The organism is Pseudomonas sp. p21, from assembly GCF_001642705.1.
Lineage (GTDB): Bacteria > Pseudomonadota > Gammaproteobacteria > Pseudomonadales > Pseudomonadaceae > Aquipseudomonas.
This window is the reverse complement of the sequence record NZ_LWBV01000008.1, coordinates 1-26,712: the sequence shown is the minus strand read 5'-3', so window position 1 is coordinate 26,712 and position 26,712 is coordinate 1. Positions and strand designations below refer to the sequence as shown.

General features: G+C 63.6%; 29 protein-coding genes. 5 read left to right on the top strand and 24 right to left on the bottom strand.

Annotated elements, in window-relative coordinates:
- The first annotated feature begins 135 nt into the window (after positions 1-135).
- Complete coding sequence (locus tag A4C63_RS20925; RefSeq protein ID WP_063914397.1) at positions 136-774, top strand: FKBP-type peptidyl-prolyl cis-trans isomerase; 639 nt, start codon at positions 136-138, stop codon at positions 772-774.
- A 9-nt stretch (positions 775-783) separates the two neighbouring features.
- Here A4C63_RS20925 and A4C63_RS20920 read toward each other — a convergent pair whose 3' ends face one another.
- From A4C63_RS20920 to A4C63_RS20890, 7 genes are all read right to left on the bottom strand, one after another.
- Positions 784-1,254 (bottom strand): Rsd/AlgQ family anti-sigma factor, encoded by a 471-nt coding sequence (locus A4C63_RS20920; protein WP_063914396.1) that lies wholly within the window; start codon positions 1,252-1,254, stop codon positions 784-786.
- Positions 1,255-1,484: 230 nt separating this feature from the next.
- Positions 1,485-1,991 carry a disulfide bond formation protein B gene (locus A4C63_RS20915; RefSeq protein WP_063914395.1) on the bottom strand — a complete coding sequence of 169 codons (507 nt, stop codon included), beginning with the start codon at positions 1,989-1,991 and terminating at the stop codon, positions 1,485-1,487.
- 221 nt (positions 1,992-2,212) lie between these two features.
- A complete protein-coding gene (locus tag A4C63_RS20910; RefSeq protein WP_063914394.1) occupies positions 2,213-3,451 on the bottom strand; it encodes a heme biosynthesis protein HemY in 1,239 nt (412 codons plus the stop codon).
- Complete coding sequence (locus A4C63_RS20905; protein WP_063914393.1) at positions 3,448-4,548, bottom strand: uroporphyrinogen-III C-methyltransferase; 1,101 nt, start codon at positions 4,546-4,548, stop codon at positions 3,448-3,450. Before A4C63_RS20905 ends, A4C63_RS20910 begins: the two co-directional genes overlap by 4 nt.
- Positions 4,549-4,593: 45 nt before the next feature.
- On the bottom strand, positions 4,594-5,361 hold the full coding sequence (locus tag A4C63_RS20900) for a uroporphyrinogen-III synthase (RefSeq protein WP_063914392.1): 768 nt from the start codon (positions 5,359-5,361) through the stop codon (positions 4,594-4,596).
- Entirely contained in the window at positions 5,358-6,299 is a 942-nt protein-coding gene (hemC, locus tag A4C63_RS20895) for a hydroxymethylbilane synthase (RefSeq protein WP_063914391.1), read from the bottom strand. Before hemC ends, A4C63_RS20900 begins: the two co-directional genes overlap by 4 nt.
- 243 nt (positions 6,300-6,542) lie before the next feature.
- The gene (locus tag A4C63_RS20890; protein WP_063914390.1) at positions 6,543-7,286 is read right to left on the bottom strand and encodes a LytTR family DNA-binding domain-containing protein; all 744 of its coding nucleotides are present in this window, start codon (positions 7,284-7,286) and stop codon (positions 6,543-6,545) included.
- A gap of 296 nt (positions 7,287-7,582) precedes the next feature.
- On the opposite strand from A4C63_RS20890, the gene argH reads away from it, so the two are divergent.
- The gene (gene argH, locus A4C63_RS20885; protein WP_063914389.1) at positions 7,583-8,977 is read left to right on the top strand and encodes an argininosuccinate lyase; all 1,395 of its coding nucleotides are present in this window, start codon (positions 7,583-7,585) and stop codon (positions 8,975-8,977) included.
- Between the two features lie 105 nt (positions 8,978-9,082).
- Here the strand turns inward: argH and A4C63_RS20880 are convergent, their stop codons facing one another.
- A complete protein-coding gene (locus tag A4C63_RS20880; RefSeq protein ID WP_063914388.1) occupies positions 9,083-9,745 on the bottom strand; it encodes a glutathione S-transferase in 663 nt (220 codons plus the stop codon).
- A gap of 148 nt (positions 9,746-9,893) precedes the next feature.
- Here A4C63_RS20880 and A4C63_RS20875 point away from each other — a divergent pair, with 148 nt between their 5' ends.
- Positions 9,894-10,196 (top strand): hypothetical protein, encoded by a 303-nt coding sequence (locus A4C63_RS20875; RefSeq protein WP_063914387.1) that lies wholly within the window; start codon positions 9,894-9,896, stop codon positions 10,194-10,196.
- Between the two features lie 70 nt (positions 10,197-10,266).
- Positions 10,267-10,512 (top strand): TIGR02647 family protein, encoded by a 246-nt coding sequence (locus A4C63_RS20870; protein WP_015268535.1) that lies wholly within the window; start codon positions 10,267-10,269, stop codon positions 10,510-10,512.
- A gap of 150 nt (positions 10,513-10,662) precedes the next feature.
- Here A4C63_RS20870 and A4C63_RS20865 read toward each other — a convergent pair whose 3' ends face one another.
- The 11 genes from A4C63_RS20865 to A4C63_RS20815 all read right to left on the bottom strand — a co-directional run bounded on the left by A4C63_RS20865 (position 10,663) and on the right by A4C63_RS20815 (position 21,103).
- Positions 10,663-12,606 carry an FTR1 family protein gene (locus tag A4C63_RS20865; protein ID WP_063914386.1) on the bottom strand — a complete coding sequence of 648 codons (1,944 nt, stop codon included), beginning with the start codon at positions 12,604-12,606 and terminating at the stop codon, positions 10,663-10,665.
- A 407-nt stretch (positions 12,607-13,013) separates the two neighbouring features.
- Positions 13,014-13,265 (bottom strand): DUF3077 domain-containing protein, encoded by a 252-nt coding sequence (locus A4C63_RS20860; RefSeq protein ID WP_025337270.1) that lies wholly within the window; start codon positions 13,263-13,265, stop codon positions 13,014-13,016.
- Positions 13,262-13,537, bottom strand: coding sequence for a hypothetical protein (locus tag A4C63_RS20855; RefSeq protein WP_063914385.1), 276 nt, complete (start codon positions 13,535-13,537; stop codon positions 13,262-13,264). Before A4C63_RS20855 ends, A4C63_RS20860 begins: the two co-directional genes overlap by 4 nt.
- Before the next feature lie 351 nt (positions 13,538-13,888).
- Positions 13,889-14,173 carry a helix-turn-helix domain-containing protein gene (locus A4C63_RS20850; protein ID WP_063914384.1) on the bottom strand — a complete coding sequence of 95 codons (285 nt, stop codon included), beginning with the start codon at positions 14,171-14,173 and terminating at the stop codon, positions 13,889-13,891.
- Positions 14,174-14,186: 13 nt separating this feature from the next.
- Positions 14,187-14,513, bottom strand: coding sequence for a type II toxin-antitoxin system RelE/ParE family toxin (locus A4C63_RS20845; protein WP_063914383.1), 327 nt, complete (start codon positions 14,511-14,513; stop codon positions 14,187-14,189).
- A 528-nt stretch (positions 14,514-15,041) separates the two neighbouring features.
- Positions 15,042-16,460 (bottom strand): efflux transporter outer membrane subunit, encoded by a 1,419-nt coding sequence (locus A4C63_RS20840; RefSeq protein WP_063914382.1) that lies wholly within the window; start codon positions 16,458-16,460, stop codon positions 15,042-15,044.
- Positions 16,457-17,332, bottom strand: a complete 876-nt coding sequence (locus tag A4C63_RS20835; protein WP_063914381.1) for an HlyD family secretion protein — start codon at positions 17,330-17,332, stop codon at positions 16,457-16,459. Before A4C63_RS20835 ends, A4C63_RS20840 begins: the two co-directional genes overlap by 4 nt.
- Positions 17,329-17,541: a DUF1656 domain-containing protein gene (locus tag A4C63_RS20830; RefSeq protein ID WP_003255905.1), complete on the bottom strand. Its 213-nt coding sequence runs from the start codon at positions 17,539-17,541 to the stop codon at positions 17,329-17,331. The genes A4C63_RS20835 and A4C63_RS20830 overlap by 4 nt, the downstream gene beginning before the upstream one ends.
- Positions 17,538-19,625 (bottom strand): FUSC family protein, encoded by a 2,088-nt coding sequence (locus A4C63_RS20825; protein ID WP_063914380.1) that lies wholly within the window; start codon positions 19,623-19,625, stop codon positions 17,538-17,540. Before A4C63_RS20825 ends, A4C63_RS20830 begins: the two co-directional genes overlap by 4 nt.
- Positions 19,622-20,074 carry a MarR family winged helix-turn-helix transcriptional regulator gene (locus tag A4C63_RS20820; protein WP_063914379.1) on the bottom strand — a complete coding sequence of 151 codons (453 nt, stop codon included), beginning with the start codon at positions 20,072-20,074 and terminating at the stop codon, positions 19,622-19,624. The genes A4C63_RS20825 and A4C63_RS20820 overlap by 4 nt, the downstream gene beginning before the upstream one ends.
- A 234-nt stretch (positions 20,075-20,308) precedes the next feature.
- Entirely contained in the window at positions 20,309-21,103 is a 795-nt protein-coding gene (locus A4C63_RS20815) for a tetratricopeptide repeat protein (protein WP_063914378.1), read from the bottom strand.
- 207 nt (positions 21,104-21,310) lie between these two features.
- Between A4C63_RS20815 and A4C63_RS20810 the strand changes: the two genes are divergently transcribed.
- The gene (locus tag A4C63_RS20810; protein WP_063914377.1) at positions 21,311-21,871 is read left to right on the top strand and encodes a WYL domain-containing protein; all 561 of its coding nucleotides are present in this window, start codon (positions 21,311-21,313) and stop codon (positions 21,869-21,871) included.
- A 118-nt stretch (positions 21,872-21,989) separates the two neighbouring features.
- On the opposite strand, the gene A4C63_RS20805 is transcribed toward A4C63_RS20810, so the two are convergent.
- The 5 genes from A4C63_RS20805 to A4C63_RS20785 form a co-directional block, all read right to left on the bottom strand.
- Complete coding sequence (locus A4C63_RS20805; protein WP_063914376.1) at positions 21,990-22,853, bottom strand: ABC transporter permease; 864 nt, start codon at positions 22,851-22,853, stop codon at positions 21,990-21,992.
- A gap of 14 nt (positions 22,854-22,867) precedes the next feature.
- Entirely contained in the window at positions 22,868-23,731 is an 864-nt protein-coding gene (locus A4C63_RS20800) for an ABC transporter ATP-binding protein (protein ID WP_063914375.1), read from the bottom strand.
- Positions 23,732-23,737: 6 nt separating this feature from the next.
- Entirely contained in the window at positions 23,738-24,757 is a 1,020-nt protein-coding gene (locus tag A4C63_RS20795; RefSeq protein WP_063914374.1) for an ABC transporter substrate-binding protein, read from the bottom strand.
- Between the two features lie 18 nt (positions 24,758-24,775).
- Entirely contained in the window at positions 24,776-25,675 is a 900-nt protein-coding gene (locus tag A4C63_RS20790; RefSeq protein WP_063914373.1) for a TauD/TfdA family dioxygenase, read from the bottom strand.
- A 198-nt stretch (positions 25,676-25,873) separates the two neighbouring features.
- Positions 25,874-26,215 carry a hypothetical protein gene (locus tag A4C63_RS20785; protein ID WP_063914372.1) on the bottom strand — a complete coding sequence of 114 codons (342 nt, stop codon included), beginning with the start codon at positions 26,213-26,215 and terminating at the stop codon, positions 25,874-25,876.
- Positions 26,216-26,712 lie beyond the last annotated feature (497 nt).

Here is a 26,712-nt window from a genome sequence, read left to right as displayed (position 1 = left end):
AGCACCACCACAGATATTGCCGGGGCTGCTTTGCAGCCCTGTCGCGACACAAGGCCGCTCCTACAAGGACCGCGAGCACACAATACAAAACGGAACACTGGCATACTTCCCCGCTCATTGGCGCAGGAACTGACCATGCCTCGATATCTTGTTTTAGGTTTATGCCTGCTGGCCCCCATCGCCCTGGCCGACAGCGACGAACATGACCTTGCCTACAGCCTCGGCGCCAGCCTGGGTGAGCGGCTGCGCCAAGAGATGCCGGGCCTGCAACTGGATGCGCTGATCGAAGGCCTGCGCCAGTCCTACCAGGGGCAACCGCTGAAACTCGACAAGGCACGCATGCAGGCCGTGCTCCAGCAGCATGAAACGCAGGAAGGCGATGCCGCCATGCAGAAGCTGCAGGCTGCCGAAACACGCTTCATGGCCAACGAGCGTGGTAGTTATGGTGTGCACGAACTACCGGAGGGCGTGCTCTACAGCGAACTGCAAGCAGGTACGGGCGCGCAGCCCAAAGCCGGTGGCAAGGTGCAGGTGCGCTATGTGGGCAGGCTGCCAGACGGCTCGGTGTTCGACCAGAACCAGACGCCCCAATGGTTCAGCCTGGATTCGGTGATCGAAGGGTGGCAGGTGGCCCTGCCGCGAATGCACGCCGGCGCCAAATGGCGCCTGGTGATTCCGTCGGCGCAAGCCTATGGCGCCGAGGGCGCAGGGGACCTGATCGCACCCTACACACCCCTGGTGTTCGAGATCGAACTGCTGGCGGTTGGCGACTGACGCCAACCCTCAGGCCTGGACCGCACCTTCTTCCTTGTGCGCGTTGTGCAACACTTCGATCAGGCAGTCTTCCAGTTCGAAGCGCTCGTGCAGCAGGCCACCCAGCTTGCCCAGCTTTTCGGCAAAGCGTTCGGTGTCCTTGCACTCACCCTTGGCGCAATGGTCATTGAAGGCCAGTGCGATCTGAGTACTGTCGTTGATCCGAGGGTTGATCTCTTCGGCCAGCTTCAGCGCCTTTTCGTCTCCGAAAGCCTTGGCCTCACTGACCAGTTGCTCGCAGACCTCGAAGTGCCACGCCGAAACGTAGTCGACAAGGAGCGCGCAAAACTCCCCGTTGGTGTCCTTGTCGGCGAAGGCCGGCTTGGCTTCGCGCAGTGCGCGGAAAGCCTGCACCAGTTCCTGGCGCTCCTCCAGCCAGCGGTCGATCAGTTTGTGAACCCCACCCCAGCGTTCCTGAGCGTTCTGACAACTATCGAGCATGGCGATCTCTTCCCTTCTGGGTAGATGCCGCTGCACCTCGCACCACGACCGTGCAGCACAAAGGTGACATCAGCAGGCGGCATCGAGCAGTTGTGTTTTCGGTATGCGTGCTGGGAGATTATTCCCGTGCGTGCTGCCCTTCAAGGTACGCAGCGGACAAAGTTCATACAAGTGTTTAATACCCTGTTACACGGCCATTGGTCGCGCCAATGGCCCAGCCTTGCGCCAGGTCATGTTCTCGCCAGGGTGCGGAAACGATACGCCAGCAGGCAACTCAAGGGCAGCACCGCCAAAAGCAGAAAAGCCAGAAGGCTCCACTCGGGCAAAGTCAGGTCGAGAAAGCTCCAGGTCAGCGAGTTGCAATCCGGGCCACCGAACAACAGTTGCCGAGCCGCCTCGCCCCAGGACTGCTCCAACAGCCGCCCGATCGGCACCGGGCAGACAGGGATGGCCCCGTCAGCCCCCTGCAACCAGACATGCCGTGCTGCCAGCAACGCACCGGCCAGCGAACAGCCCAGCGTCGCCCGCGCGTAACAGCGAATGCCCGCCGTACCCGGTGCCTGTAGCACTGCCGCCAGGCACAGCAGCGCGTACACGCCAAGCAGCAGCCGCTGGCTGAAGCACAACGGGCAAGGCATCAGCCCCAGGACGTTTTCCAGGTGGAAGGACGCGGCCAGTACCGCCAGTGCAGCGAGGCAGGCAGGTAGAAAAAAGGTGCGCAAACGGGCCGGCAGCATGGGCGGTGAAGGTCCCGGGATAATGAAGTGGCTTGAAACGGTAGTGGAAAGACACGCTTTGTTTCAAGGCGCGACAGCAATGACAAGTCGCTGAATCGCGAAGGAAATTTCCAGCCATGAGGTAGGAAACGTCTGAAGAAGTGGACTGCAGATCTAACTTACATCAAGAGACAAGTTACCCGCCCCCAGGGCCCGCGCCTTGGCGCGGGCCCTGGGGTAGGTCAGGCGCGTACGCCTTCTGGCAAAGGCAGGGCTAGCAGGCGCTCGTCCAACAGGCCCAGGCCTTCCTGGAACAGCTGGTTGCTGCGCTCGGTCTCGCCAAGGCCGGCGAGCAGGCGCGCCAGCTCGGCGCAGGCCTCGGGGTTGCGCTCCATGCGCAGGCTGCTTTCCAGGTAGTCGCGCGCCTTGCCCCACAGGCGGTTCTGCAGGCTCAGGCGGCCCAGGGTCAGCAGTAGGCTGGCGTCTTGCGGGTGGGCCTTGAGCCAACCTTCGGCAGTTTGCAGCTGGCGCACCGGGTCATCGCCGCGCACCAGGCCGTACAGGCGAGCCAGGTGGCTTTCGTATTCACGCTTGAGGGCGGTGCGCAGCACTTGTTCGGCTTCACTCTGGGCACCCACCTGGCGCAATTGCTCGGCGTAGGCCAGCACCAGCTGTGGCTCCTGGCGCTGGGCCGCGGTCAGTTGCTGCCAGGCGCGCTCCAGGGCCTGACGGGCACTTTGCGCGTCCTCGCCACGGGTGGTGGCCAGGCACAGGTTCTGGCCCCAGGCACGTTGCTCCAAGGCTGCCAGCTCGGCAGCCGGCAGCACCTTGCCCTTGCGCAGGTCGGGCAGCAGGCGGATCAGTGCCGACCAGTCGCCGCGCTCCAGGTGCAGGCGCTGCAGCAGGCGCAGCACTTGGCTGTTGTGCGGGTGGCGCTCCTGCATGGCCAGCAGGGTTTCCAGGGCGCCATCGCTTTCGCCACGGTCCATCTGCAACTGCGCATGGGTCAGGGCGATAGCCAGTTCCGCTTGCGGCTGGCGCTCCAGGGCACGCTCCAGCAGGTTATCGCTGTCTTCGGTTCGGCCTTGCTCGTTGGCAGCACGCGCGGCACCGAGGTAATACAGCAACGGGTGGCGCTCGGCCTCTGCGGCACGGTGCAGGTGGCGCTGGGCACTGGCCCAACGGCCCTCGGCGAGGTCCAGTTGGCCTTGCTCGATGGCCAGGCGAACGCGCCGGCTGCGATTACGCCGCGACCATGGGTTGACCACGCCGCTGGAAGTCAGCACCAGGCCGACCAGGTAGCGCACCAGCCACAGCAGCACAACCACAGCCAGCAAGCCGGCCAGGGCCGCCCACAACCCCGACTGGTAGCGGAAGCTGCCATAGGAGATCAGCACGTAGCCGCTGTGCTTGGCGACTGCAATACCCAGCGCCGCCGCAACCACGATCGCCAGCACGGCCAGCAGGTAGACACGCTTCATGGCTTGCCCCCTTCAGCCTCGGCCGGCAGGTGGCGGCGCTGGATATAGGCCTGTACTGCGGCCAGGCTTTCGCTGAGGTCGGGGGTAACCACCGACACCGGCTGCTCGGCCAGGGCATTGAGGCTGTCAAGCATGGCCTTGCTTTGCGGGTTGTCGGCGTTGAAGTTGGCCAGCAGCACGCTGCGGGCGTCGTCCAGCGCCTGGGTGTAGACCTTGCTATCGCCATTGAGCGCTGCCCACTGGGCCTGTTCGATGGTCAGGCTCAGGGCCAGGCGCAGCTGGTTCAGTTGCTGCCCGGCCAGCAGCGGCCGCACGTTGTCATCGGCGTTGAAGTCGATCTGGAAGTACTTGGAGATCTCGGCCCACCACTGGGACAGGCGACTGGCGCCATCACCATCGGCGGTCAGAGCGCCCAGGGCGTCGGCATTGGTTTCGAACTCCGGCGACTGGGCGCTGAGTTGCTGCACCAGCTCGCGCTGCGCGGCCAGTTTGAGAAACAAGCCGGTACGGTCCGGTTGCTGGGTGCTGTTGAGCGTGGCCAGGCTACGCGCCAGCTGCTCACGGGCGGCGAAGGCCCCCGGATCGCTCTGCTCGCGCAGGATCTCGTCAGCACCCTCGACCAAGGCCTTGGCACTGGTGATGTCCTGCAGCGCCGACAGGCGCAGGGTGGCCAGGCGCAGCAAGTGCTCGGCTTCGGCCAGGCGCCATTCCTTGCGGCTTTCGCCCAGCACGGTTTCCAGGCGCTGGCTGAGGCGTTGCTGGTCGCCTTGCAACTGCGCTACCAGGCGGCGGCGGTCTTCCAGCTCGCTGGCCGCCGGCAGGCTGGCCAGTTGCGCGCTGATCTGCTGCTCACGCTGCTGCAGGGCCTCGGCGCGCTGGTTCAGCGCCTCGATGTGCTGGCCCTGGTTGAATTCGCTGCCTTGCAGTTGACGCACCTGCCAGACACCCCAGCCACCTACCGCCACCCCGGCCGCACCCAACAGCAGGGCCAGCGTTGCAAGGCCACTGCCGGAGCGCTTGGCAGGTGGGGTGGTGACGGGTTCCGCCGGCGCTTGTGCCGACGGCTGATCGTTATTGGACAAGACAGTCTCGCTCACGTATCCATCCTTTGCATGGGGGCGCATCGCGTTCAGCTTAGCGCCTTAAGAGGCAGGTGCAGCGCTGCGCTGCACGGCTGCCAGCAAGGCCGTGGCACTGGCGCCACGGCAATCCACAACCTGTTGGGCCCCGGCGGCCCTGGCCTGTTCGGCGACCCTAGGACTGGGCACGAACAGCGGCAGACGCGCCAGCTGCAGCCAGTCGGCACCGGCCATCTGCTGCAAGTGTTCAAAACCCTGCCCACTGCTGACCACCAGGCCATTGAGGCGTTCCGCTTCGATGCGGCGCATCAGGGTGCCCGCCGGGTAAGCCGGCAGGCAGCGACGATACAGTTCCAGATAATCGACACTAGCACCTTGCTCTGCAAGACGCTCTGCCAGCAGTTCGCGACCTCCGACGCCACGAACGATCAAGACCCGTGGCGCCGGCACAGCAACTGCCTGGCGCAGGGCTGGCAGCGCCAGCAACGCTTCGCTGTCATCACCACGTGGCGGGACGCTCACCGCCAGGCCCGCACCCTGCAGCACGGCGGCGGTCGCCTCGCCCACAGTGAACCAACCTTGCACGGGTGGCTGAAGGCCGGCCTCGGCCAGTTGCTCAAGCAACAACCGGGCAGCCGGCTTGCTGACCACGATGATCGCCTGGAAGCCCGGCAGGCCTTCCAGCAACAGGCGTTGCTGGTTACCCACAGCGACGGGCTCGATCGCCAACAGCGGCAGGCAGCTGCTGCCCACCCCCGCCGCCGCCAGGCTTTGCGCCAGTGCCGCACAGTCCTCGGCAGGCCGGGTCAGCAACAGGCGCCATTGGCTCACGGGTGGCCGGCCTCGCCGTAGACTTCCTTGAGGATGGCCTCGGCACCCTGCCCCAGCAGGTCCTCGGCCACTTGCACGCCCAGGGTTTCGGCGGCAGTACGAGGCGCGCGGGCATCGGCCACCAGCAGCGTGCCGCCGCTGGGCTGGCCAACCAGGCCACGCAGCCACAGCTGGTCACCTTCCAGTACCGCATAGCAGGCAATCGGCACCTGGCAGCCACCATTCAGGCGTTTGTTCAAGGCACGCTCGGCCACCACCCGGTCGGCGGTGTCGGCATGGTGCAGCGGCGCCAGCAGCGCGTGAATTTCGTGGTCGGCGCTGCGGCACTCGATGCCCACCGCGCCCTGGCCGCCAGCCGGCAAGCTGTCATCGACGCTGATGGTGGAGGTGATGCGGTCTTCGAAGCCCAGACGGATCAGGCCGGCGGCGGCAAGGATGATGGCGTCGTATTCACCGGCATCCAGCTTGGCCAGGCGAGTGTTGACGTTGCCGCGCAGGAAGCGGATTTGCAGGTCCGGGCGACGCGCCAGCAACTGGGCCTGGCGGCGCAGGCTGGAGGTACCGACGATGCTGCCGGCCGGCAGCGCGTCGAGGCTGGCGAAGCGGTTGGAGACGAAGGCATCGCGCGGGTCTTCGCGCTCGCAGATGCAGTACAGGCCCAGGCCTTCGGGGAAGTCCATGGGCACGTCCTTCATCGAATGCACGGCGATGTCGGCTTCATTGTCCAGCAAGGCGGTTTCCAGTTCCTTGACGAACAGGCCCTTGCCGCCAATCTTCGCCAGCGGAGCGTCGAGCAGCTTGTCACCACGGCTGACCATGGGCACCAGGGTTACCAGCAGACCGGGGTGGGCCTGCTCGAGGCGGGCTTTGACGTATTCGGCCTGCCACAGGGCCAAGGCACTTTTACGGGTGGCAATGCGGATTTCGCGAGTGGACATGGAACGCCCCGATCCAGAGAAATGCTGTCGATGATAACAGCATCGCCGGTATCGCTAGCAGATACGGATCAACAGGCCATGCGTGGTTTGCTGCGGGAGCGGCCTTGTGTCGCGAAAGGGCCGCACAGCGGCCCCTGGGTTTCGGCAGCGATGCATAATTTGCTGGGGCCGCTTTGCGGCTCTTTCGCGACACAAGGCCGCTCCCACAAGGCCCGAGCAAATCCACAGACTTGCGCAAAGGGCTCAGAGGGTCTGCATCATCTTGCGCACACCGGCCACATGGCGCCGGCTGACGGTCAGGGCGTCCCCGTCCAGGCCTTTCAGGTACAGCTGGAAATGCCCCAGCGGGGTGCGCTGCAGGCGTTCGATACGCTCACGGGCGACCAGCGCGTTGCGGTGGATACGCACGAAGCGTTCGCCAAACTCGTCTTCCAGGGCCTTGAGCGGCTCGTCGAGCAGCACTTCCCCGGCCTCGTGGCGCAAGGTCACGTACTTGTGGTCGGCAATGAAGTAGATCACCTGGGGCAAAGGGATCAGCTCGATGCCTTTGCGCGTACGGGCACTGATGTGGCTACGCGGGCCGCCACCTTCATTACCCGGTCGGGTGAGCGCCGCCAACTGGCCGCGGTTGGGCTTTTCGGCCTTGCGCAGGGCATCGCGCAAGGCCTGGGCCTGGAAAGGTTTGGTCACATGGCTGAGGGTACTGTCCTTGAAAGCCTCGGCACCATATTCATCGTCCCCGGTGCAAAACACCACCGCCGGCGGCGCCTCGCGCTCGCACAGGCGAGCAGCAACCTGCAGGCCATCCAGGCCTGGCATGCCGATGTCCAGCAGGACCACATCGGGCTTGAGGCTTTCGATCAGCGCCAGGGCCTCCTCGCCGTTGGTGGCGCTAGGCTCCAGCACGGTGTAACCCTCCAGTTCGCCGAGCAGCCGGCTAAGGCGCTCACGGCCTTGGGGTTCGTCATCAACGATCAGGACATTCATAATTGCGCTGGATTCCTGAATGAGTCTCGCACAGGTATAGCGTAGACAGGTATGGTTCGAGCGACACTAAGGTCACGCTCTAGACCGGTGCGATGGCCAAAGATTCACTCGGCTGGCAGATTCACTGCCAGTCCTCAGTCCAACTGTAGACGGTCCGTGGAACACTGCCGTTCATTCCTGCAAATCCTTCTCTGCCGTTTTCCGTGCATTTCTCTCGACCAGCGCCCTGCGGCGGCCCGCCCAACCCTGCTATCATCGGCGCCTCTTTTTCGTTCACGCCTGCAATGAGTGAATCCATGAGCACCGACAAGACCAATCAGTCCTGGGGCGGCCGCTTCAGTGAACCCGTCGACGCCTTCGTCGCCCGTTTCACCGCCTCGGTCGATTTCGACAAGCGCCTGTACCGCCACGACATCATGGGTTCGATCGCCCATGCCACCATGCTGGCGCAGGTCGGCGTGCTCAGCGATGCCGAGCGCGACACCATCATCGATGGCCTGAAGACCATCCAGGGCGAGATCGAGGCCGGCACATTCGACTGGCGCGTCGATCTCGAAGACGTGCACATGAACATCGAGGCACGCCTGACCGACCGTATCGGCATCACCGGCAAGAAGCTGCACACCGGCCGTAGCCGCAACGACCAGGTGGCCACCGACATCCGCCTGTGGCTGCGTGACGAAATCGACCTGATCCTGGCCGAAATCACCCGCCTGCAGCAGGGCCTGCTGGAGCAGGCCGAGCGTGAAGCGGAAACCATCATGCCCGGCTTCACCCACCTGCAGACGGCCCAGCCGGTCACCTTCGGCCACCACCTGCTGGCCTGGTTCGAAATGCTCAGCCGCGACTACGAGCGCCTGGTCGACTGCCGCAAGCGTGCCAACCGCATGCCCCTGGGCAGCGCCGCACTGGCCGGCACCACTTACCCGATCGACCGCGAACTCACCTGCAAGCTGCTGGGCTTCGAAGCCGTGGCCGGCAACTCGCTGGATGGCGTGTCGGACCGCGACTTCGCCATCGAATTCTGCGCCGCCGCCAGCGTGGCGATGATGCACCTGTCGCGCTTCTCCGAAGAGCTGGTGCTGTGGACCAGCGCGCAGTTCCAGTTCATCGACCTGCCAGACCGCTTCTGCACTGGCAGCTCGATCATGCCGCAGAAAAAGAACCCGGACGTGCCAGAACTGGTACGTGGCAAGAGCGGCCGCGTGTTCGGCGCCCTGACCGGCCTGCTGACCCTGATGAAAGGCCAGCCGCTGGCCTACAACAAGGACAACCAGGAAGACAAGGAACCGCTGTTCGACGCCGCCGACACCCTGCGCGACTCGCTGCGTGCCTTTGCCGACATGATCCCGGCAATCAAGCCCAAGCACGCCATCATGCGTGAAGCGGCCCTGCGCGGCTTCTCTACCGCCACCGACCTGGCCGACTACCTGGTACGCCGTGGCCTGCCGTTCCGTGACTGCCACGAGATCGTGGGCCACGCGGTGAAGTATGGCGTGGACACCGGCAAGGACCTGGCCGAAATGAGCCTGGACGAACTGCGCCAGTTCAGCGACCAGATCGAGCAGGACGTGTTTGCCGTGCTGACCCTGGAAGGCTCGGTGAATGCCCGTAACCACATTGGTGGTACTGCGCCGGCGCAGGTGCGTGCCGCCGTGGCCCGCGGCAAGGCGCTGCTGACTTCGCGTTAAGGCCCATTGCGAGGGCTTCGCCCTCGTTCGCGGGCACGCCCGCTCCCACAGGTACATCGTTTCCCTGTAGGAGCGGGCGTGCCCGCGAAGGGTCCAACACCAGACTTAGCGCTTGCCGCTACGAATCATCTCCATGAAGGCCGGCATCGCCGCCTCCTTGTCCGCCACGATCCGCGCCATGTGCGGGTTCTCGCCCATCAGCTGCAACAACGCCTTGGCCTGCGGGAAGTCCGCCAGGAAGTCGATGTTCAGCACCTTCTTGCCCACGGCACAGGCCAGGTCGACCGAGAAGCAGAACATCAGGTCTGCCAGGGTCAGTTGCTCACCCGCCACATAGGGTGCGAAGCGGCCGTTGCGCTTGAGCGTGGCAAAACCGGCCAGCAGGTCGGCACGGGCTTTTTCCTTTATCAGCGGCTCCACCGACATGCCAAAGAAAGACTCGGCGTAACAGGTACGCGCCGGTAGTTCGATGTAGAGCTCGATTTCCTTGAGCAGCTCACGCACCTTGGCTTGCCCGAACGGGTCGGCCGGCAGCAGCGCCTTGCCGCCCTGGGTCTGCTCGATATAGTCGAGGATCACACTGGTTTCGCTGAGGAAGCCGTGTTCGGTCTGCAGCACCGGCACCTTGCCTCGCGGGCTCACTTCCAGCGCCCGGGGCGCCTGGCCGCCATAGAAGGTGACTTCCTCGAAGGGCAGGCCTTTTTCCAGCAGGGCCAGCTTGACCATGTTGTAGTAGTTGCTGACCGAGAATCCATAAAGCTTGAGCATGAGGTAACAGCCTCCAGGCCGTAAGGGGTTGGCCCGGCTTTTATAGACCGATCAGCCGCCCCCTGACCAGCGTCATGCACCCCGTCAATGCCCGGGCATTGCTGCCACAGGCGTGGCACACTGTGCATCCCATCCTAGGAGTACCGCCATGAGCGAGCCCACCGACATCGACAATGACGACGACGAAGCCTTCGCCGAGGCAACGCTGACCCAGGCTATCGAGAACCAGATAGAAAGCGGCGAGCCGCCTGCGGCCAAGGCCACCTTCAACAAGCTGACCCTGGTTGGCTATGAGCGTGAAGACATTCTCAACCTGATGGCCCATGTGCTGGCCTTCGAGATCGACAACATGCTGGTGGAAGACCGCGCGTTCAACAGCGAGTGGTATGAAAGCGCGCTGCGGGCGCTGCCAGAGTTACCGCCTGAGATGGATCAAGGCGAGGACGAATAACCCGGCTACACTCGAAGATCAGGCACCGTAGAACGGTGCCGTCATCCTTGTCTGGAAGTCAGGAGTCGCCATGCCTTTTACCCCCGATCTGATCGCTGAACTGGAAGTCCTTTCGCTGTTCAAGCACGACAGCAGCCAGGAAGGCATCAAGATTCACAAGAACGCTTCCCCTGCCTTGGTGGCCGCCGCGCAACGCCTGCATGAAAAGGGGCTGACCGATCAACCTGATGGCGGCTACCTGACCAGCCTGGGTCATGACGCCGTCGAAAGTGTCCAGCTGTTGCAGAACATTCTCAAGGCGCCACAGCCGGCTTGAATGGCGGTCTTGCTCAAACTTTGAAACTCGCGCGGTCCCTGTGGGAGCGGCTTTAGCCGCGAACACCGGCGAAGCCGGTGCCATACACCGCGCCGCTTGCTTCGCGGGTAAACCCGCTCCCACAGGGGGCCGCGCCAGCCTGTCAGGCGATCAGTTGGCCGCTGCCCTGCGCCTTTCCGCCAGGCGCGAGCGCCCGTACAAGAACACGATGGCCAGCAAGGCCAGCGCCTGCGCTGACAGCGAGTAGGCATCGGCGTGGATCCCCAGCCAGTCGAATTCGAAGAACGCCACCGGCCGCGTGCCCAGCACCCCGGCCTCTTGCAGTGCCTTCACGCCATGCCCGGCGAACACCACCGACAAGGCACATAGCAGCGCGGCGTTGATGCTGAAGAACAGCGACAGCGGCAGCTTGGCCGAACCACGCAGAATTACCCAGGCCAACCCCACCAGCAGCACCAGCGCCGTGGCACCGCCCGCCAGTACCGCCTGGTGCCCGGCCGGGCCGGCCTGCAGCCACAGGGTTTCGTAGAACAGGATCACTTCGAACAGTTCGCGGTATACCGAGAAGAACGCCAGCACGGCAAAACCGAAGCGTCCGCCGCCACTGACCAGGCTGCTCTTGATGTAGTCCTTCCAGGCGGCGGCATGGCGGCGGTCGTGCATCCACACGCCAAGCCACAGCACCATCACCGCGGCGAAAAGCGCCGTGCAGCCTTCCAGCAGCTCGCGCTGGGCGCCACCGACGTCGATCACGTAGGCCGCCAGGGCCCAGGTGGCGAAACCGGCGACCAGCGCCAGGCCCCAGCCAATGTTGACGCTGCGCACTGCCGACTGCTGGCCGGTGTTGCGCAGGAAGGCCAGGATCGCCGCCAGCACCAGAATCGCCTCCAGGCCTTCGCGCAGCAAGATCAGCAAGCCGGATACAAAGCTCAGCGACCAGCTCAGACCATCGCTGCCCAGCAGCCTGGAAGCCTGCTCCAGCTTGGCCTTGGCTTCGCTCAGGCGTTGTTCGGCCTGGGCCACGGGCAAGCCGTCCTGCAGCGACTGACGGTAGGCCATCAGCGATTTTTCGGTGTCCTTGCGCGCCTGGGTATCGATGTTGTCCAGCGAGCTTTCCACCAGCTCGAAGCCTTCCAGGTAGGCCGCTACTGACAGGTCATAGGCCTGGTCGTGATCACCTGCGCGGTAGGCCGCCAGGCTCTTGTCCAGGGTGCTGGCGGTGTATTCGAGCAATTGTGCCGGGCCACGTTTGACCTGCGGCGGCTGGGCGCGCTGGGCGCGGAAAGCCTCCACGGCCGTGGCGCCTTCGCTGACGGCGACTTCGGCCGGGGTTTGCCGGGCCAGGTCGGCGATGTTCCAGGTCTTGTCGCCTTTGCCAGGCTGTGGATTGGCGGTGAAACCGGCAATGTATGCAGCCACGTCCCAACGCTGGCGGTCATCCAGCTGGTCGGCAAAGGACGGCATCTCGGTGCCATCGATGCCCAGGGCCAGGGTGTTGTAGAGGTCGAACAGGCTCAACTGGTCGAGGCGCGATACATCGCGCAGGTTGGCGGGTGCAGGCTCAAGGCCCACGCCGGCCGGTCCATCACCGGCACCGGTTTCACCGTGGCAGATCGCGCAGTTTTGTGCGTACAGCGAAGCACCACGGGCCGGGTCCGGGGTGATTACCGGGGCCTGGCTGACCTCATAGGCCACTGCCAGGCGCGCGCCCAGTTGGCGGGCCTGCTTGGCCACCACCGGGCCGTCCTGGCGCTGGTCGATGGCCTGGCGCAGCGCTTGGATGCCCTGCTCCAGTGCCGCTTGCTCGGTATTGGCAGGCAGACCCTTCACCAGCTCAGCCAATACCGCGCTGAACTCTTGCTGCTCGCGGTATTCGCCATCGTCGATGACCTTGCCATCCTGCACGGTCGGCGGGTAGTCGGCGCCAATGTAGTCGAGCAGGTGCAAAGCCTTGGTGGCCTCGGCGGGGGCTTCGGCCAGCGCCAGGGCACTGCACAGCGCCAGTACCGGGCCGAGCAATAAAGCCGGCAGCCAGGCAAGCAGACGGGAACGGGTTTTCATGGCCAGTCTCGAAGGGAATGCGAAAGAGAACATTGTTCACTTCCACTTAGCTTCGCTCAAGGGTGCCGGGCGGATTTCATGAAAAATCTTGGTACAAATCTGATGAAGTGGGATGTCCGCCGTTAGAGGTTCTTCGCCTGTGAGATCGAGCGCCGCCCGCGCGGCGCATCGCGAGCAAGCTCGCTCCTACATTTGTTTCGGGCCAGTGTCGCCTGTACCAGCGCGCGATCGCCTTGTTTGTCCCACGCAATATCGAGGTGAATAAAAAGGGGCCGCGCGCCCATGCCTCAGGAATAATTGGCCCGAAACAGATGTAGGAGCGAGCTTGCTCGCGATGCGCCGCGCGGGCGGCGCTCGCTCTCACAGGCGAAGAACCTCTAACGGCGATCCCTTCCAGCCCTAACGCGGAGCCTCCTGATGCGGCCCTAGGTTCCTGATGGCTATTGAAGAACCTTGTTCATCCCCCGCTCCATATCATCGATCAAGGCCTTGGCCATCTCGCTGAGTATCCGCGCAGCGCTACCGGCAATGCGGTCATTCTCCATCTCCGCCTCGGTGGTCAGGTGGCGGATACAGCCGAGTAACACCGATAACTGCGAAAAAGCATGGCTGAACGGTACGTTTGGCTGCAGGCGGAACAGGTCGAAGGTTTCCACCCCGGCGGTTGCAGAATCTCTGGGGTCATTGCTCATCGGGTCGCTCCTTGATCGCGGTGGGTTGCATGGGTGCGGTCGCACACGGCATTGATCAGGCGGCAGAGCAAACGAATGTTCATGCCCATGGCATTGCGCATGTCGCCGGGAGGGTTGTCGAGCAGGACTGTGGTGGTGTGGTCGATGGTCAGGGTGAGGGCGCTGATCAGCTCTTCGCCGTCTTTGGGGCTGAGTGGATCGATTAGCGAGAGCGCGGGAGGGTCGAGCAGAAGCAGATCGGTAACAGGTGGATCGGGGACGAGCTTGTTCATGGCGGAACTCCGTATGGGGGATTGAACTGCTCTCCTCCTTGTCTCACGAAGTTGGGTGGCAGTCGTGCACGGTGTGAGACACGGGACATACGGTAACCCCGGCCAGGCCAAAGCCTGTCCGCACACGACCGCCATAAAGCGGTGCTACCGAATGAAATCCGGGTGTCTCACGCCCGATCGCCTTGCGAGGCGACCCCACGACAGTATTCTGGGAACACTTTCCAGCCAAGACAGCACCTTCCGACAGGTGCTGTAGGATAATTCGACAGAAAGCCGAAACTGAAGCATTTGGTTTCATGTTCGGAAATGTCTTACGGATCCCCATCTCAGTGTTTGCTGAAAACGGCCGATTCAGGCGAGCTTTTTCTTCACCGTGAAATCCACTTCCAGATCGGCATTGGCCAGCAGATTCACCAGTGCATCCAGAGAGAACTTGTCAATCTTCCCGTTCAACAGCTCACTCAAGCGCGGTTGAGTGACATGTAGCCGACGCGCCGCATCCTTCTGAGGTAGATCCCAGGCACGTACCGTCTTGACCAAAGTCCGCATCAACTGCGAGCGCAGCCGAAGGTTGTCAGCCTCTTCTGGCGTATCGGCCAGCGCGTCCCATACAGATGCCGAGCGTTCATTCGCCATTGTTGATCACCTCTCAGTCCAGCGACCTGAATCGGGCTTTCGCCACATCAATATCGCGCTTATCCGTCTTTTCAGTTGTCTTGCGGAATGCATGCAGGACATAGACAGCCTCCGGGCGGTTTACAACATAGAACACGCGAAAAGCACCGTCTTTACACTTGATGCGGATCTCCCGAACACCCTGCCCCACATTCTCCATCGGCTTCCAGTCGGTAGGTTCTTCACCGGACTGGATCAAGTCCAGCTGATACCCAGCCCGCTGCCTCGCCACTGGTGGAAACCTGCGCACATCATCCTTGCTGCCGCCTACCCATTCGATAGGCTTCTGACCGTCCCACATGCCGCATGCCCCTTCGCCATCGCTCCAATCGCCAGCTGTGCTTGCGCCTCATGCCTCACCCGTGTGTTTGGTCATGCCGCTGCACCTTTCTGGCGTACATGGCAATGCACAGATTCCAGGAGCCTGCACACAAATTATATCGATACCGATATAACATCAAGCCTGTAAATGTCTATTGTCGACACCGACTAAAACAGAAAGGATTGGGCAACAGAAGTGAGGCAACTCACCTGAAAAGGCGAGCCGAGGACATTAAACCTGGTGTGCTTCCCAGCCAAGACAGCACCTTCCGACAGGTGCTGTAGGATAATTCGACATGGCGTCCGAACTGAAGCATTTGGTTTCTGGTTCGGAAATGTCTTACAGCTCTAGAACCTAGGCGAGGGCTTTGCCCTCGATCGCCGGCAAGCCAACTCCCACATGGTCCGCACCAACTTCAAGGCATGCACAAGCCGGCTCACACAGGTGAACCACAGGCCTCAAAAGCGGTGGAGTACCTGTGGGAGCTGGCTTGCCGGCGATTGGGCCTCAAGGCTTGGCAGTGCCCTTCCACCCCCCACCCAACGCCAGAAACACCCCAATCTGCCCCTGCGCCACCTGGCTATTGGCCGCTGCCAACTGCGCGCGCATGTCGGTATAGGTGCGCGTCGCCTGTAGATCGGCCAGGAACGACTCACGCCCAGCCTGGTAATACCGGTGCGTCTGGTCCGCCGCTTCCTTGGCCGACTTCTCCGCCTCGGCCAGCGCGTCGCGGCGGTCCAGCAGTGCGCTGTACTGCGCCAGGCGGGTCTGGGTCTCGCGAATGGCGTTCAACACCACCCCATCGAAGTTCGCCAGCGCCGCCTGGGTCGAGGCTTCGGCCATGCGAATGCGGGCGCGGGTGCCGTTGGTGGGGATGGTCCAGCTGATCTGTGGGCCGAAACCCCAGCGGTTGGTAGACGGCTCGCCGAGGTTCTCGAGGATACCGATGGTGCCCACCTGGGCGCCGATGCTGATATCCGGGTACAGGGCGCCAGTCGCCACGCCGATGTAGGCGGTGGCAGCAGCCAGCTGGCGTTCGGCCTGGCGCACATCTGGGCGGCGTTTGAGCAGCGCAGCGCCATCGCCCACCGGGACCAGTTGGTTCAGGTGCGGCAGCTCGGCACAATCGGCAGTGCCGGCAGGCAGTTGGTCGACCGGTTTGGCCAACAAAGCGGCCAGGGTGTACATGCCGGTCTCGCGCTCCGCCTTGAAGCGTGGCAGTTCGGCGCGCAAGGATTTGAACTGGGTCTGCGAGCGGGTGACCTGGGTTTCGTCGCCACGCCCGGCATCGCGCAGGCGCTGGTTGAGCTTCACGCTCTGCTCCTGCAGGTCGAGCGACTCGCGGGCAATGTGGTATTCCTCGTTGGCTGAACACACCTGGGTATAGGCCTTGACCACGTCCGCCACCAGGGTGATGCGGGCGGTGTCGGCGGCGGCCTGCACTGCGTCGGCATTGGCCTTGGCCGCCTCGGTGCCACGCTTGAAGGTGCCCCACAGGTCGAACTGGTACGAGGCACTGATGATGGCCTCGCCGATGTTGGCCACCGGCACTTTCTCGGGCAGCAGGAAGGCTTCACCCGACTCCTGCAGGCGCTGGGCGCCAAGCTTGACGCCGCCGTTGAAGCCACCTTGCGACTCAGCCACCTCGACCTGGGCGCGTGCCTTGGCAATGTTGGCGGCAGCCACACGCAGTTCGGTGTTGGCACTCAGGGCCTGGCGCACTAGCTCGTTCAGCCGTTGATCCTGGTACAGCTGCCACCAGTCCTCGGGCACTGGTGCCGATACCACGCTGTCGGCATCCTGGCGCAGCGGGCCGTTAAGGTCGCTGCGTTGCACCGCCGCGTCCTTCGGTACTTCGTAGTCGGGGCCAACCATCATGCAGGCCCCCAGCGACAGACACAGCCCTGCCAGGATCAGCTGTTTCATGGGCGCTGGCCCTCGATGATCGACACCGTGGCGGTTCGCCCGGCGATCATGCGGAAGTCCTGCGGCACTTCGTCAAAGGCGATGCGCACCGGAATACGCTGGGCCAGGCGTACCCAGCTGAACGCCGGGTTGACGTTGGGCAGCAGGTTGGCGCCGCTGCTGCGGTCGCGGTCTTCGATACCGGCGGCAAAGCTTTGCACATGGCCCCGCAGGCGGGTGTTGTCGCCCATGACGCGAATGTCCACGGCATCGCCAATGTGGATACCGCCAAGCTTGGTTTCCTCGAAGTAGCCATCGACGTGGTACGAGGCGCTGTCGACCACCGACAGCACCGGGCGGCCGGCGGTGACGAATTCGTGATCACGCGGTGCGCGGTCATTGAGGTAACCGTCCACCGGGCTGCGCACCACCGAGCGGTCCAGGTTGAGCTGGGCTGTATCGACAGCCACCTGCGCTTCGCTGACGGCGGAACGGGCACGGGCCTCGCGGGACTGGCTTTCTTCCAGCTGTTCGGCGGCCACCAGGTTGCCCAGCTTGCGGTTGCGCTGTGCTTCGCGGGAGGCCTGGGCCAGGGTTTCCTGGCGCTCACCCAGGGTCGCCCTGGCCTGGCGCAGGGCCAGGGTGAAGCGGTCCTGGTCGATGGTGAACAGCACATCGCCGCGTTTGACGGTCTGGTTGTCACGCACCTCGACCTTCTGGATCAGCCCGGACACGTCCGGGGCGATCTGGATCACGTCGGCGCGGATGTGGCCGTCGCGGGTCCAGGGGGCGAACATGTAGTAGACCACCATCTGCCACACGAGCACGGCGGCGAAGGTCACTACCAGCAAGGTCAGGACCACACGGCCCAGGGTCAGCAAAGGTTTTTTCATGGCAGCATCAGGTTTCGGCAAAAGTGGTCCACCGCACCAAGCAGCACGGCATACAGGGCAACGTTGAACAACGCCCGGTGCCAGACCAGGCGGTAGAAATGCAGGCGCACCAGCACCGCGTGCACCCCGAGGAACAGCAGGTAGGTGCCAAACATCATCACCAGCAGCGTGGGCAGGAATACCCCGCTGATATCCAGTTCACCAATCACAGGGGCGCTCCGTCGAGGCCGGGGGGCAGTTGCGGTTGTTCGGCTGGCTCGAGCATCACCTCCACGCCCGGCAGCAGCGCCAGGCGCAGGCCGCTCAGGGCGTGCAGCAGGTGGGTGCGGGCATCACCGCGCTCGTACAGCTCATCAAGGTTCAGCGCCAGGCGCGCGCGCTCCATGTTGCGCAGTAGCGCGGCCGGAGCGTGCAGACGCTCACCGGCGCGCAGGCAGGCGGCGTAGTGCGCGCCAACTTCCTCGATCACCGTGTTCAGGCGTTCGCGAGCCTGCTGGCCGGCACGCGGCATATAGGCCAGCAGGTCGAGCAGGTTCAGCCCCACGCGCAGGTCACGCAGTGCCACGCCGCTGTCCTGGCCGGTTTGCGACAGGCGCGGCAGGTGCTGCATCAGGCGGTCGAGCATTTGCACACCGACCTGGCGGTGCTCGGCCAGGGTGGCCGGCTCGGTCATTTCGACAATGTCGCGCCAGGCGAAGCGGGTCATGCGCTTGGCCGCCAGCTCCACGCCAAACGGGCGCATCACCAGGGTCCAGATGAAGGCGAACAGCAGCCCCACGGGCCCCGCCAGGTTGGAGTTGAGGAAGGTGAAAAAGTCGGCGTCGTAGGCGCCCTGGATGCTGATGAAGGTCGAGGTGTTGACGATGGTCAGCAAAGTGCCGAGGTAAAAGCGCGGCTGCACGGTCAGGGTGCCGACGCAGATGAACGGCACAGCGAAGGCCAGCACCAGCATCGGGAAATCGTGCAGGTTGGGCAGCACCAGGAACAGGTAGAGACTGGAGAAGATGACCGACATCAGCGTCCAGAAGAAGAACCGGTAGATCTGCGGCGCCGGGTCGTCCATGGCGGCGAAGAAGCTGCACGACACGGCAGCGAGGATCACTGCGCTGGCGCCGTCGTTCCAGCCCAGGCCGATCCACAGGCCGCAGGCGACGATGATCGCCAGCACGGTGGAGGCCACCGAGTACAGCATCAGGCCACGGTCGAAGAACGCCGTCAGGCGGCCCAGGCGCCAGTGGCGGTACACCGCGCGCCAGGGTTGGGCATCGTCGCTGCGCAGGGCGTGTTGCAGGCTGCAGCAGTCCTGCCACAGGTCGGCCCATTCGGTCAGGCGATACAGGGCGTTGGACAGTAGCAGTTCGGCGCGCTGGTCGAGGGCTGCGGCGCCGGGTTGCAGGCGCTCGATCTGTTCGTGCAGGGCGGTCCAGCGGGCGACCGAGGCGCTGTCGGCGGTGCCCTTGAGCCATTCGCGGGCGGCATCGAGCAGCGGTTGCAACTGGGCGAACTGAGCCGGGGCGCGGCCTTCGAGGGCTACCAGGGCGTCGTCGAGGGCGTCGATCACCGGCAGCAGATGGATCATGCGCCCGCGCAACTCGCGGGCGTTCTTCAGGGTGTGCGGACCGGCGCCTTCATGGCCGAGCTGGCCGATCATCAGCTCCAGCGAGTTGAAGGTGGCAACCATCGCCCCGCGCATGCCGCCAACTTTGTCGGCGCTGACATCACGGGCCAGGTAGGTGTCGCTGTAGCGGATCGCCTCGGTGAACCAGCTGCCGGTGGCACCGACTACAACCGGCGCCAGCCGGCGTGGCCAGAAGATCGCCCCGACCACCGCCGCGCAGACGATCCCCAGGCAGATTTCCTGGGCGCGGGAAGACGCCACGTCGAACACTGCCAGCGGGTTGTCGACCACAGCCAGGGCGATCATCGGCAAGGTGTAGCCAGCCAGCATCAGCACGTAGTTGTTGGCGGTGCGCAGGTTCAGCGAAAGGAACAGCAAGGTGCCGGTCCACAGGGCGATGGCGATGCTCAGCAGCAACGGCGACTGCACCAGCGGTGGTACCAGGAAAATCGCCCCGCCGGCGCCGAGCAGCGTACCCACGGCACGGTACAGGGCCTTGGAGCTGGTGGGGCCAAGGAACGGGCTGGAAACGATATACACCGTAGCCATGGCCCAATAGGGGCGCGGCAACTGCATGAGCAGGGCGATGTACAGGGCGATCATGGAGGCGGCAAAGGTACGCACGCCATAGAACCAGTCGCGGGCGGGGGGCACCGAGCTGAAGAAACCGTTCATGCCGCCCCGCCTGTGTTGCCCAGGCCGGCAGCTTCGAAGGCACGCAGCACGCGCAAGGCGGCTTCCAGGTCGGCCTGGTCGATATCCTGCAGCACCTCGCGGCGCAGGCGCACCAGTTCGGCTTCGATGGATTCGGCCAGGGCGCGGCCCTCGGCGGTCAGGCTCAGGGCTTTGGCGCGGCGGTCCAGCGGGTCCTCGCTGCGGCATACCAGGCCAGCCTTGCACAGTTGGTCGAGCAGGCGCACCAGCGATGGGCTTTCCAGGCCGGCGGCCTGGGCCACGGCCACCTGATGCACGCCGTCGCCCAGGCGCACGATCATCAGCAACGGCGCGGCGCAGGCCTCGGAAATACCGTAACCGGTCAGGGCGGTATGGCAAATGCGCCGCCAATGGCGGGCGGCAACCACCATGCCACTGCTGACTTGCAGGCGCAGGAGATCAAGGGACATGACAGGAACCAAGGATATTCATAGTTTGCTAACTATCAATATACGCCTGTGCCTACCCCTGTCGTCAACCGGGGGTGACGGATAGCTTGGGTGAAATGTTGTTCATGCTTTTGTCTGTACTAGACCTTTCGCGGGCTTGCCCGCTCCCACAGGGATCTCACAGGACCTGAAGTTTGTGCGATCCCTGTGGGAGCGGGCGAGCCCGCGAAAGGGTCGGTACAGGCAACAGCAAATTCAGGGCTGTATCTGGTCTTCCAGCTTCATGGTCAAGGCCAGTGTGCTGCCCATCTGCACCGCTCGGTCCCGCCACTCCTGGTACCGTACCTCGTCGCCGCTGCTGAAGTGCACCGCCAGCTCCTCGGCCGCCTGCACCACCCCCGCCGCTGCCGCCAGCTCCAGCCAGTAGAGCGCGGCCTTGAGGTCAGCCTCCACGTACAGCCCGTGCATCAACCTGTAACCCACCTCGAAACGACAGCGTGCCTCGCCCCGCTCGGCCCCGCGCAGGAACCACTGGTAAGCCTGCACCAGGTCGACCTGCCACTGCTGGCCGCCGTTACACACCTCTTCCTCGTACAGGTCACCCAGCGCGGCAGCAGCATGCAGCATGCCCCGCTCGAACGCCTGCCGGTAGCATTCCGCCGCCTGCACGTAAGAGGGCTCGATGCCCTTGCCGAAGTAATGTTGCTGCCCAAGGTTGAACCACGCCGCGGCATTGCCCTGCAGGGCCGCCATGCGCAACAGGTGGCCGGCCAACACGGTGTCAGCACGCCAGTATTTGCCGTTGAGCCAGATCCAGCCAAGGTCGTTGAGCGCCGCCACGTTGCCTTGCAAGGCCTGGCGGCGCAGGTCGACATACACCGCCTGCATGTCGCTGGCTTCGTCCAGGCGGCTGACCAGCAGCGAACGCTGGCTGGGCATCCCTATCCCGACAAACAGTCGCTGTCGCCTCCCGACAGCGGCCGGTGGGGCAATGACCCGCTCGGGCAAAAGGCGGGCAAGCAGCGAATGGATATTGCTGGCAGCAGACATGTTCATCCTCATTGAACGACACACAGCCCCAACCTTTGGCTGTGATGAGGCGTGATTCTGCGTGACGTAGCGTCAAAACCTGTCGCGAACGATTCGGCACCAGGCAACCAAATGCGACTTCCTTGATCTGAGCAGGCTGTGGCCAATTGCCATGACCCACGCCTGCCGCCATCCTATTGCGGCAAGCCTAGACAAGGACGTTATCTTTTGCCGTTCGCCACCACTCGCGCCACCCTCAGCCGGCAGTGGGCGCTGCTGCGCCAACTGCCCAGCCGTTCCCCAGGTATTACCAGCGCCGAGCTGGTATGGCGCCTGCGTGACGTGGGCTTCACTGTCAGCAAACGCACTGTCGAGCGCGACCTCAATGAGCTGTCGCTAATATTTCCGCTGGAACGCAATGACAAGAGCATCCCGTTTGGCTGGCACTGGTCGGCAAGCGCCGTGGGCGAGCTGCGCGGCAATTTCGACTTGCTGACGCACCTGCGTGGCGATGCCTTGCAACCGGCCCGGGGTGAGGGGGTGGGGTTGGTGGCGCGGATCAGCGATGCGCTGGCGCGGCAGTTGCGGGATGCGCCGCTAAGCAGTGACATGCAGCTGACGCCGCTGGAGCACGGGCATCGGTTGCGGGCCACAGTGAGTGATGGCTGGCCGCTGCGCTGGTGGCTGTTGAGCCATGGGGATGGGGTGGTGGTGGAGCAGCCTGCCGGCTTACGGGAGGAGATTGGCAGGATCCTGAGCAATGCGGCTGCGCAGTACCAGAATTTGTAGCCTGTGCCGGCCTCTTCGCGGGCTTGCCCGCTCCCACAGGTGCTCTACAGATTCTGAAACGTGTGGTTTTCCTGTGGGAGCGGGCAAGCCCGCGAAGAGGCCGGTACAGGTTTACCTGCTAGCGCTGCATCCCCCAGCGCCGCACCGTCAGCCGCTCCAGGGTATTGAACACCAGTCCTTCCACCAGCAAGCCGATCAGGATCACCACCGCCAACCCGGCAAACACCTTGTCGGTGTATAGCTCGTTGCGGTTCTGGAAGATGTACCAACCCAACCCGCCTTTGCCACTGCTGGCCCCGAACACCAGCTCGGCAGCGATCAGTGTGCGCCAGGCGAACGCCCAGCCGATCTTGAGCCCCGACAGGATCGACGGCAGCGCCGCCGGCACCAGGATGTGCAGCACCAGCCGCAGCCCTTTCAGGCCATAGTTGCGTCCAGCCATGCGCAGCGTCTCGGACACGCCGAGGAAGCCGGCATAGGTGTTCAGCGCCAGCGCCCACAGCACCGAGTGCACCAGCACGAAGATCAGGCTGTTGTCACCCAGCCCGAACCACAGCAAGGCCAGGGGCAACAGGGCAATCGCCGGCAACGGGTTGAACATCGAGGTCAGCGTGCCCAGCAGATCGCGCCCAAGCTGGGTCGACACCGCCAAGCTGGTGAGGCCGAAGGCCAGGATGATCCCCAGCAGGTAGCCCTTGAGCAAAATCACCAGCGACACGCCAACCTTGGCCGGCAACTCCCCGCTGACCAGGCCGTCCCACAGCGCCGTGGCCGTCTGCAGGAAGGTCGGCAGCAACAGATCGTTGCCCTGGTAGCGGGCGATGGCCTCCCACAGCACGGCGATCACCAGCAGGATGACCGCCTTGCGCAGCCAGCCGTGCTGCCACAGGCGTTGCGCCAGCGGTAGCTGGCGCTCCAAAGGCACACTGAGCAGGGGCTCCAGCTGCACCTCGTATTCCTGGCGTACAGGTGTAGTGGTCATGGCTGAAGCTCCTGTCAGTAGGCGATGCGGATATCGTTGAAACCAAGATCGTCGGGCTGTTCAGGCGCATCCGCCTCATCGAACAGTAAACGGTGGATGCGCCGGGCACTGGCCTGGAAGTCGCTGCCCCCCAGGCTGCCCAGGTCGTACTGGTGGCTGTGCACTTCGGCGCGCACCCGCCCCGGGTGGGGCGACAGCAGCAGGATGCGGTTGCCGACCACCAGTGCTTCTTCGATGGAGTGAGTAACGAACAGCAGGGTAAAACGCACCTCTTCCCACAGCAGCAGCAATTCTTCCTGCATCTTGCGTCGGGTCAGCGCATCAAGTGCCGCGAACGGTTCGTCCATCAACAGGATCTTCGGCTGCGTGGCCAAGGCCCGGGCAATCGCCACGCGCGCCTTCATACCGCCCGACAGGGTGTGCGGGTAGGCATCGGCAAAGGCTGCCAGGCCGACTTTTTCCAGGTAGTGCAGTGCCCGCTCCTCGGCTTCGGCGCGTTTCAGCTGGCCCGACACCAGCAGCGGGAACATGACGTTCTGCTTCACCGTCTTCCACGGCGGCAGCTGGTCGAACTCCTGGAACACCACGATGCGGTCGGGGCCAGGGCCGTTGACCGGCTGGCCTTGCAGCAGAATCTGCCCTTCCTGGGGCGAGATGAACCCGGCCGCGGCCTTGAGCAAGGTGGACTTGCCGCAGCCGGAGGGGCCGAGCAGCACGAAACGGTCGGCACGGTCGACTTCGAAGCTGACCTGGTGGGTGGCCCGCACCACGCGTTGCGCGGTGCGGTATTCGAGACTGAGGTTATCCACCTTGAGCAAGGGCGGCGTGGCGACACGGCTCAGGTTGCTGGCCGTGTGGCCTGGCAATGGGGCGGTCATGATCGGTCAGCTCCCCTGCAGCGGGCGTTCATCCTGGAAGAAGTAGTCCTTCCACGATTCCGGCTTGTGCTTGATGGCGCCTACCCGATAGAGGAAGTCGGCCAGCTTGTAGGTGTTCTTGGGCGTGACGGTGAACTCGTACTGCGGGTTGTCGATCAGCTTGATCAGCGTGTCGCGGTCGATCTTGGCCTTGGTCACGCGGATGTAGGTGTCGGCGGCGGCCGCCTTGTCCTTCTGGGCGAAGTCCGCGGCTTCGGCCAGCGCATCGACGAAGGCCTTGTAGGTCTTGGGGTTGTCCTTGCGGAATTTCTCGGTGGCGAAAAGCAAGGTGGGCGAGTTGGGGCCGAGCAGGTCGTAGCTGTTGAGCACCACGTGCACGTTCTTGTTGGCCAGCACCTGGTCCTGGAACGGCGGGTTGGAGAAGTGCCCGTTGAGTTCGGTGCCGCCGGCCAGCAGCGCGGCAGTGGCATCCGGGTGCGGCACGGCCAGGGTGTATTTGTCGAGGCGGTTGTATTCCTTGTCGCCCCACTGCTGGGCGGCGGCGTACTGCAGGAAGCGTGACTGCACCGAAACGCCTACCGCCGGTACGGCGATGCGGTCTTTGTCGGAGAGGTCGGCAATGGTCTTCACGTTGGGGTTGCTGCTGACCAGGTAGTACGGGAAGTTGCCCAGCGAGGCCACGGCCTTGACGTTCTGTCGGCCCTTGGTGCGGTCCCACACGGTCAACAGCGGGCCGACACCGGCGCCGGCGATGTCCACCGAACCGGACAGTAGTGCGTCGTTGATGGCCGAACCACCCGACAGCTGAGCCCAATCGACTTCGATGTCGATGCCCTGCTCCTTGCCATGTTTTTCGATCAGATGCTGGTCACGCACTACGTTCAGCAGCAGGTAGACAATGCCGAACTGCTCGGCGATGCGAATCTTGCCTTCTGCTTGCGCCGTTGCGGGGGCCGCCAGGCTGCCGACGACCAGGCTTGCGCCCAGGCCAATGCTTGCCGCCAGGCGGCTGATGGATTTACGCATGATGGGTTTCCTCAGTCGTCAGAACGGGGCATCGCCCTGGATGGTGGTGCGGTACAGCTTGCGCCGCAGGTGTGCGGGGCAGCCGGTGGCCAGGTGGATCAACGAGCGATTGTCCCAGAACACCAGGTCGTGGGGCTGCCACTGGTGGCGGTAGATGTTCTGCTCCAGCACGCTCAGGGCATACAGCTGCTGCAACACGTCGCGGCTTTCGTCGTCTGGCAGGCCGACGATGCGGGTGGTGAAGCCTTCGCTGACGAACAGCGCCTTGCGGCCGTTTTCCGGGTGGGTACGGACCACCGGGTGGATGACTTCCTGTACCTGCGCCAACTGCTCGGCGGTCAGGCTCGGGCGCCAGTTGCCTTCGAATTTGGTCTCGGCGTAACGGGCGGTGTAGGAGTGGGCGGCACTGCGGCCCTCGACCACGTTGCGCAGGGATGCGGGTACGGCGTCCCAGGCTTTGTGCATGTCGGCGAACAGGGTATCGCCGCCTTCACTGGGCAGCTCCTGGGCATGCAGCATGGAGCCAAGGCTGGGCAGTTCCTTGTACGACAGGTCCGAGTGCCAGAACTTGCCAGCATCGCCCAGGCCGATGTTCTGGCCGTTTTCGATGATGTTGGAAACGATCAGGATCTCGGGATGGCCGGCGAGCAGGAACTGTTTGAGCACATGGATCTGCAATGGGCCGAAGCGGCGGCTGAAGGCGATCTGCTGGTCAGGGCTGATGCGCTGGTCGCGGAACACCAGCACATGGTGGTCGAGGTGGGCGCGATGGATACGGGTGAAATCCTCGGCGTTGACCGGTCTGGCCAGGTCCAGGCCGATGATCTCGGCGCCTACGGCACCGGAGAACGGGCGGATTTCGAAGCGTTGCGGCTGGGCGCTGTCGATGATCGACAAGGCGTTCGAGGCGGCTGACATTTTTCACTCCCACGCAGTGCGCGACTTCAATGGCGCGCAACGATCAGAAACGCACGGGGATTTCCCGTGTGGGTTCAAGTCGTGCGGCGCATCGATTGGTCGACGGGTACGCAGTGGAGGTGACTATAAAGTCATAAGAGTTATATTTTAAATACCGTTAATGAATAACCATAAAACTGCTGTAAGGGCGTTGCGCAGTCAGATCAGCCCGCCCTGCTCTTCTTCATCGATGAGGTTGTTCAGGCTGCTGAGCGCCTTGCGCGCTGTAGAACGGTTAAGCAGCTTGGCCTGCGCACCGGGGGGCAGGTCGGTGATCTTGAACACCCCCTTGGCGGTCAGCACGTCGATCAGGTCCTCGAGCACGCGGATCATGTCGAGGTCGCTTTGCTTGAGCTGGTTGAGGCTGTTTTCCACGACGTCATCGGCAAACCATTCCTGGATATCGGCATGGTCGGCGGGGAGCATTTCGGTGAACTGGTCAAAAGCGGCTGCTTCTACCCGCAGCAACTGGCCAGCGGCGTCGCGTTGCACGTAGAACATGGCGGTGTTCCTCGTCACGTTGGTTCCTTGATGGTAGACAGCAGCATAGGCAAAGATCACCGGGCACGCCGGCCCGGCGCCAGAGTATGCGCTGTCGCAGGATGTCAGGAAAGAGCCGTGGCCGCTGAGCGGCCAATCGCCGGCAAGCCAGCTTGTGTCTTCAAGGCCCATTAAACTCAAAAGGGTGAGAGCAGTGGATGGCAGACTGATAGCCAGCGGTGCCTAAAGCACGAGTGGGAGCCTAGTCACCATCCACCTCTCACTCTGACCATAAGCCCGAACAGTTGAATGAGCCGCGAACTCGAAATCACAAGCTAGGGCTAAGTCAGAGTGCTCTCACTTCTTCAGTGTAAGAGGGCGTGGCGATGATTTCCTACTTCGTTGGTCTCGATGTTTCGCAAGCGACTCTGGATGTGGGTTTTTTCCCTGAGAAAATCCCGCATTTTCAAGTCAAGAATGACCCTGAGGGCTTCGCGCAGTTGATTGCGTGCCTTAAC

Excerpts from the sequence above, each read along its gene's own strand:
- A4C63_RS20870 (WP_015268535.1), top strand. The coding sequence starts at position 10,267 with ATGCCTTTTACCCCCGATCTGATCGCTGAACTGGAAGTCCTTTCGCTG.
- A4C63_RS20820 (WP_063914379.1), bottom strand. The coding sequence starts at position 20,074 with ATGTCCCTTGATCTCCTGCGCCTGCAAGTCAGCAGTGGCATGGTGGTT.
- A4C63_RS20785 (WP_063914372.1), bottom strand. The coding sequence starts at position 26,215 with ATGTTCTACGTGCAACGCGACGCCGCTGGCCAGTTGCTGCGGGTAGAA.
- A4C63_RS20850 (WP_063914384.1), bottom strand. The coding sequence starts at position 14,173 with ATGGCGAATGAACGCTCGGCATCTGTATGGGACGCGCTGGCCGATACG.
- A4C63_RS20855 (WP_063914385.1), bottom strand. The coding sequence starts at position 13,537 with ATGAACAAGCTCGTCCCCGATCCACCTGTTACCGATCTGCTTCTGCTC.
- A4C63_RS20835 (WP_063914381.1), bottom strand. The coding sequence starts at position 17,332 with ATGAAAAAACCTTTGCTGACCCTGGGCCGTGTGGTCCTGACCTTGCTG.
- A4C63_RS20795 (WP_063914374.1), bottom strand. The coding sequence starts at position 24,757 with ATGCGTAAATCCATCAGCCGCCTGGCGGCAAGCATTGGCCTGGGCGCA.
- A4C63_RS20910 (WP_063914394.1), bottom strand. The coding sequence starts at position 3,451 with ATGAAGCGTGTCTACCTGCTGGCCGTGCTGGCGATCGTGGTTGCGGCG.
- A4C63_RS20880 (WP_063914388.1), bottom strand. The coding sequence starts at position 9,745 with ATGCTCAAGCTTTATGGATTCTCGGTCAGCAACTACTACAACATGGTC.
- argH (WP_063914389.1), top strand. The coding sequence starts at position 7,583 with ATGAGCACCGACAAGACCAATCAGTCCTGGGGCGGCCGCTTCAGTGAA.
- A4C63_RS20915 (WP_063914395.1), bottom strand. The coding sequence starts at position 1,991 with ATGCTGCCGGCCCGTTTGCGCACCTTTTTTCTACCTGCCTGCCTCGCT.
- A4C63_RS20860 (WP_025337270.1), bottom strand. The coding sequence starts at position 13,265 with ATGAGCAATGACCCCAGAGATTCTGCAACCGCCGGGGTGGAAACCTTC.
- A4C63_RS20925 (WP_063914397.1), top strand. The coding sequence starts at position 136 with ATGCCTCGATATCTTGTTTTAGGTTTATGCCTGCTGGCCCCCATCGCC.
- A4C63_RS20840 (WP_063914382.1), bottom strand. The coding sequence starts at position 16,460 with ATGAAACAGCTGATCCTGGCAGGGCTGTGTCTGTCGCTGGGGGCCTGC.
- A4C63_RS20790 (WP_063914373.1), bottom strand. The coding sequence starts at position 25,675 with ATGTCAGCCGCCTCGAACGCCTTGTCGATCATCGACAGCGCCCAGCCG.
- A4C63_RS20875 (WP_063914387.1), top strand. The coding sequence starts at position 9,894 with ATGAGCGAGCCCACCGACATCGACAATGACGACGACGAAGCCTTCGCC.
- A4C63_RS20890 (WP_063914390.1), bottom strand. The coding sequence starts at position 7,286 with ATGAATGTCCTGATCGTTGATGACGAACCCCAAGGCCGTGAGCGCCTT.
- A4C63_RS20800 (WP_063914375.1), bottom strand. The coding sequence starts at position 23,731 with ATGACCGCCCCATTGCCAGGCCACACGGCCAGCAACCTGAGCCGTGTC.
- hemC (WP_063914391.1), bottom strand. The coding sequence starts at position 6,299 with ATGTCCACTCGCGAAATCCGCATTGCCACCCGTAAAAGTGCCTTGGCC.
- A4C63_RS20805 (WP_063914376.1), bottom strand. The coding sequence starts at position 22,853 with ATGACCACTACACCTGTACGCCAGGAATACGAGGTGCAGCTGGAGCCC.
- A4C63_RS20920 (WP_063914396.1), bottom strand. The coding sequence starts at position 1,254 with ATGCTCGATAGTTGTCAGAACGCTCAGGAACGCTGGGGTGGGGTTCAC.
- A4C63_RS20865 (WP_063914386.1), bottom strand. The coding sequence starts at position 12,606 with ATGTTCTCTTTCGCATTCCCTTCGAGACTGGCCATGAAAACCCGTTCC.
- A4C63_RS20845 (WP_063914383.1), bottom strand. The coding sequence starts at position 14,513 with ATGTGGGACGGTCAGAAGCCTATCGAATGGGTAGGCGGCAGCAAGGAT.
- A4C63_RS20825 (WP_063914380.1), bottom strand. The coding sequence starts at position 19,625 with ATGAACGGTTTCTTCAGCTCGGTGCCCCCCGCCCGCGACTGGTTCTAT.
- A4C63_RS20815 (WP_063914378.1), bottom strand. The coding sequence starts at position 21,103 with ATGTCTGCTGCCAGCAATATCCATTCGCTGCTTGCCCGCCTTTTGCCC.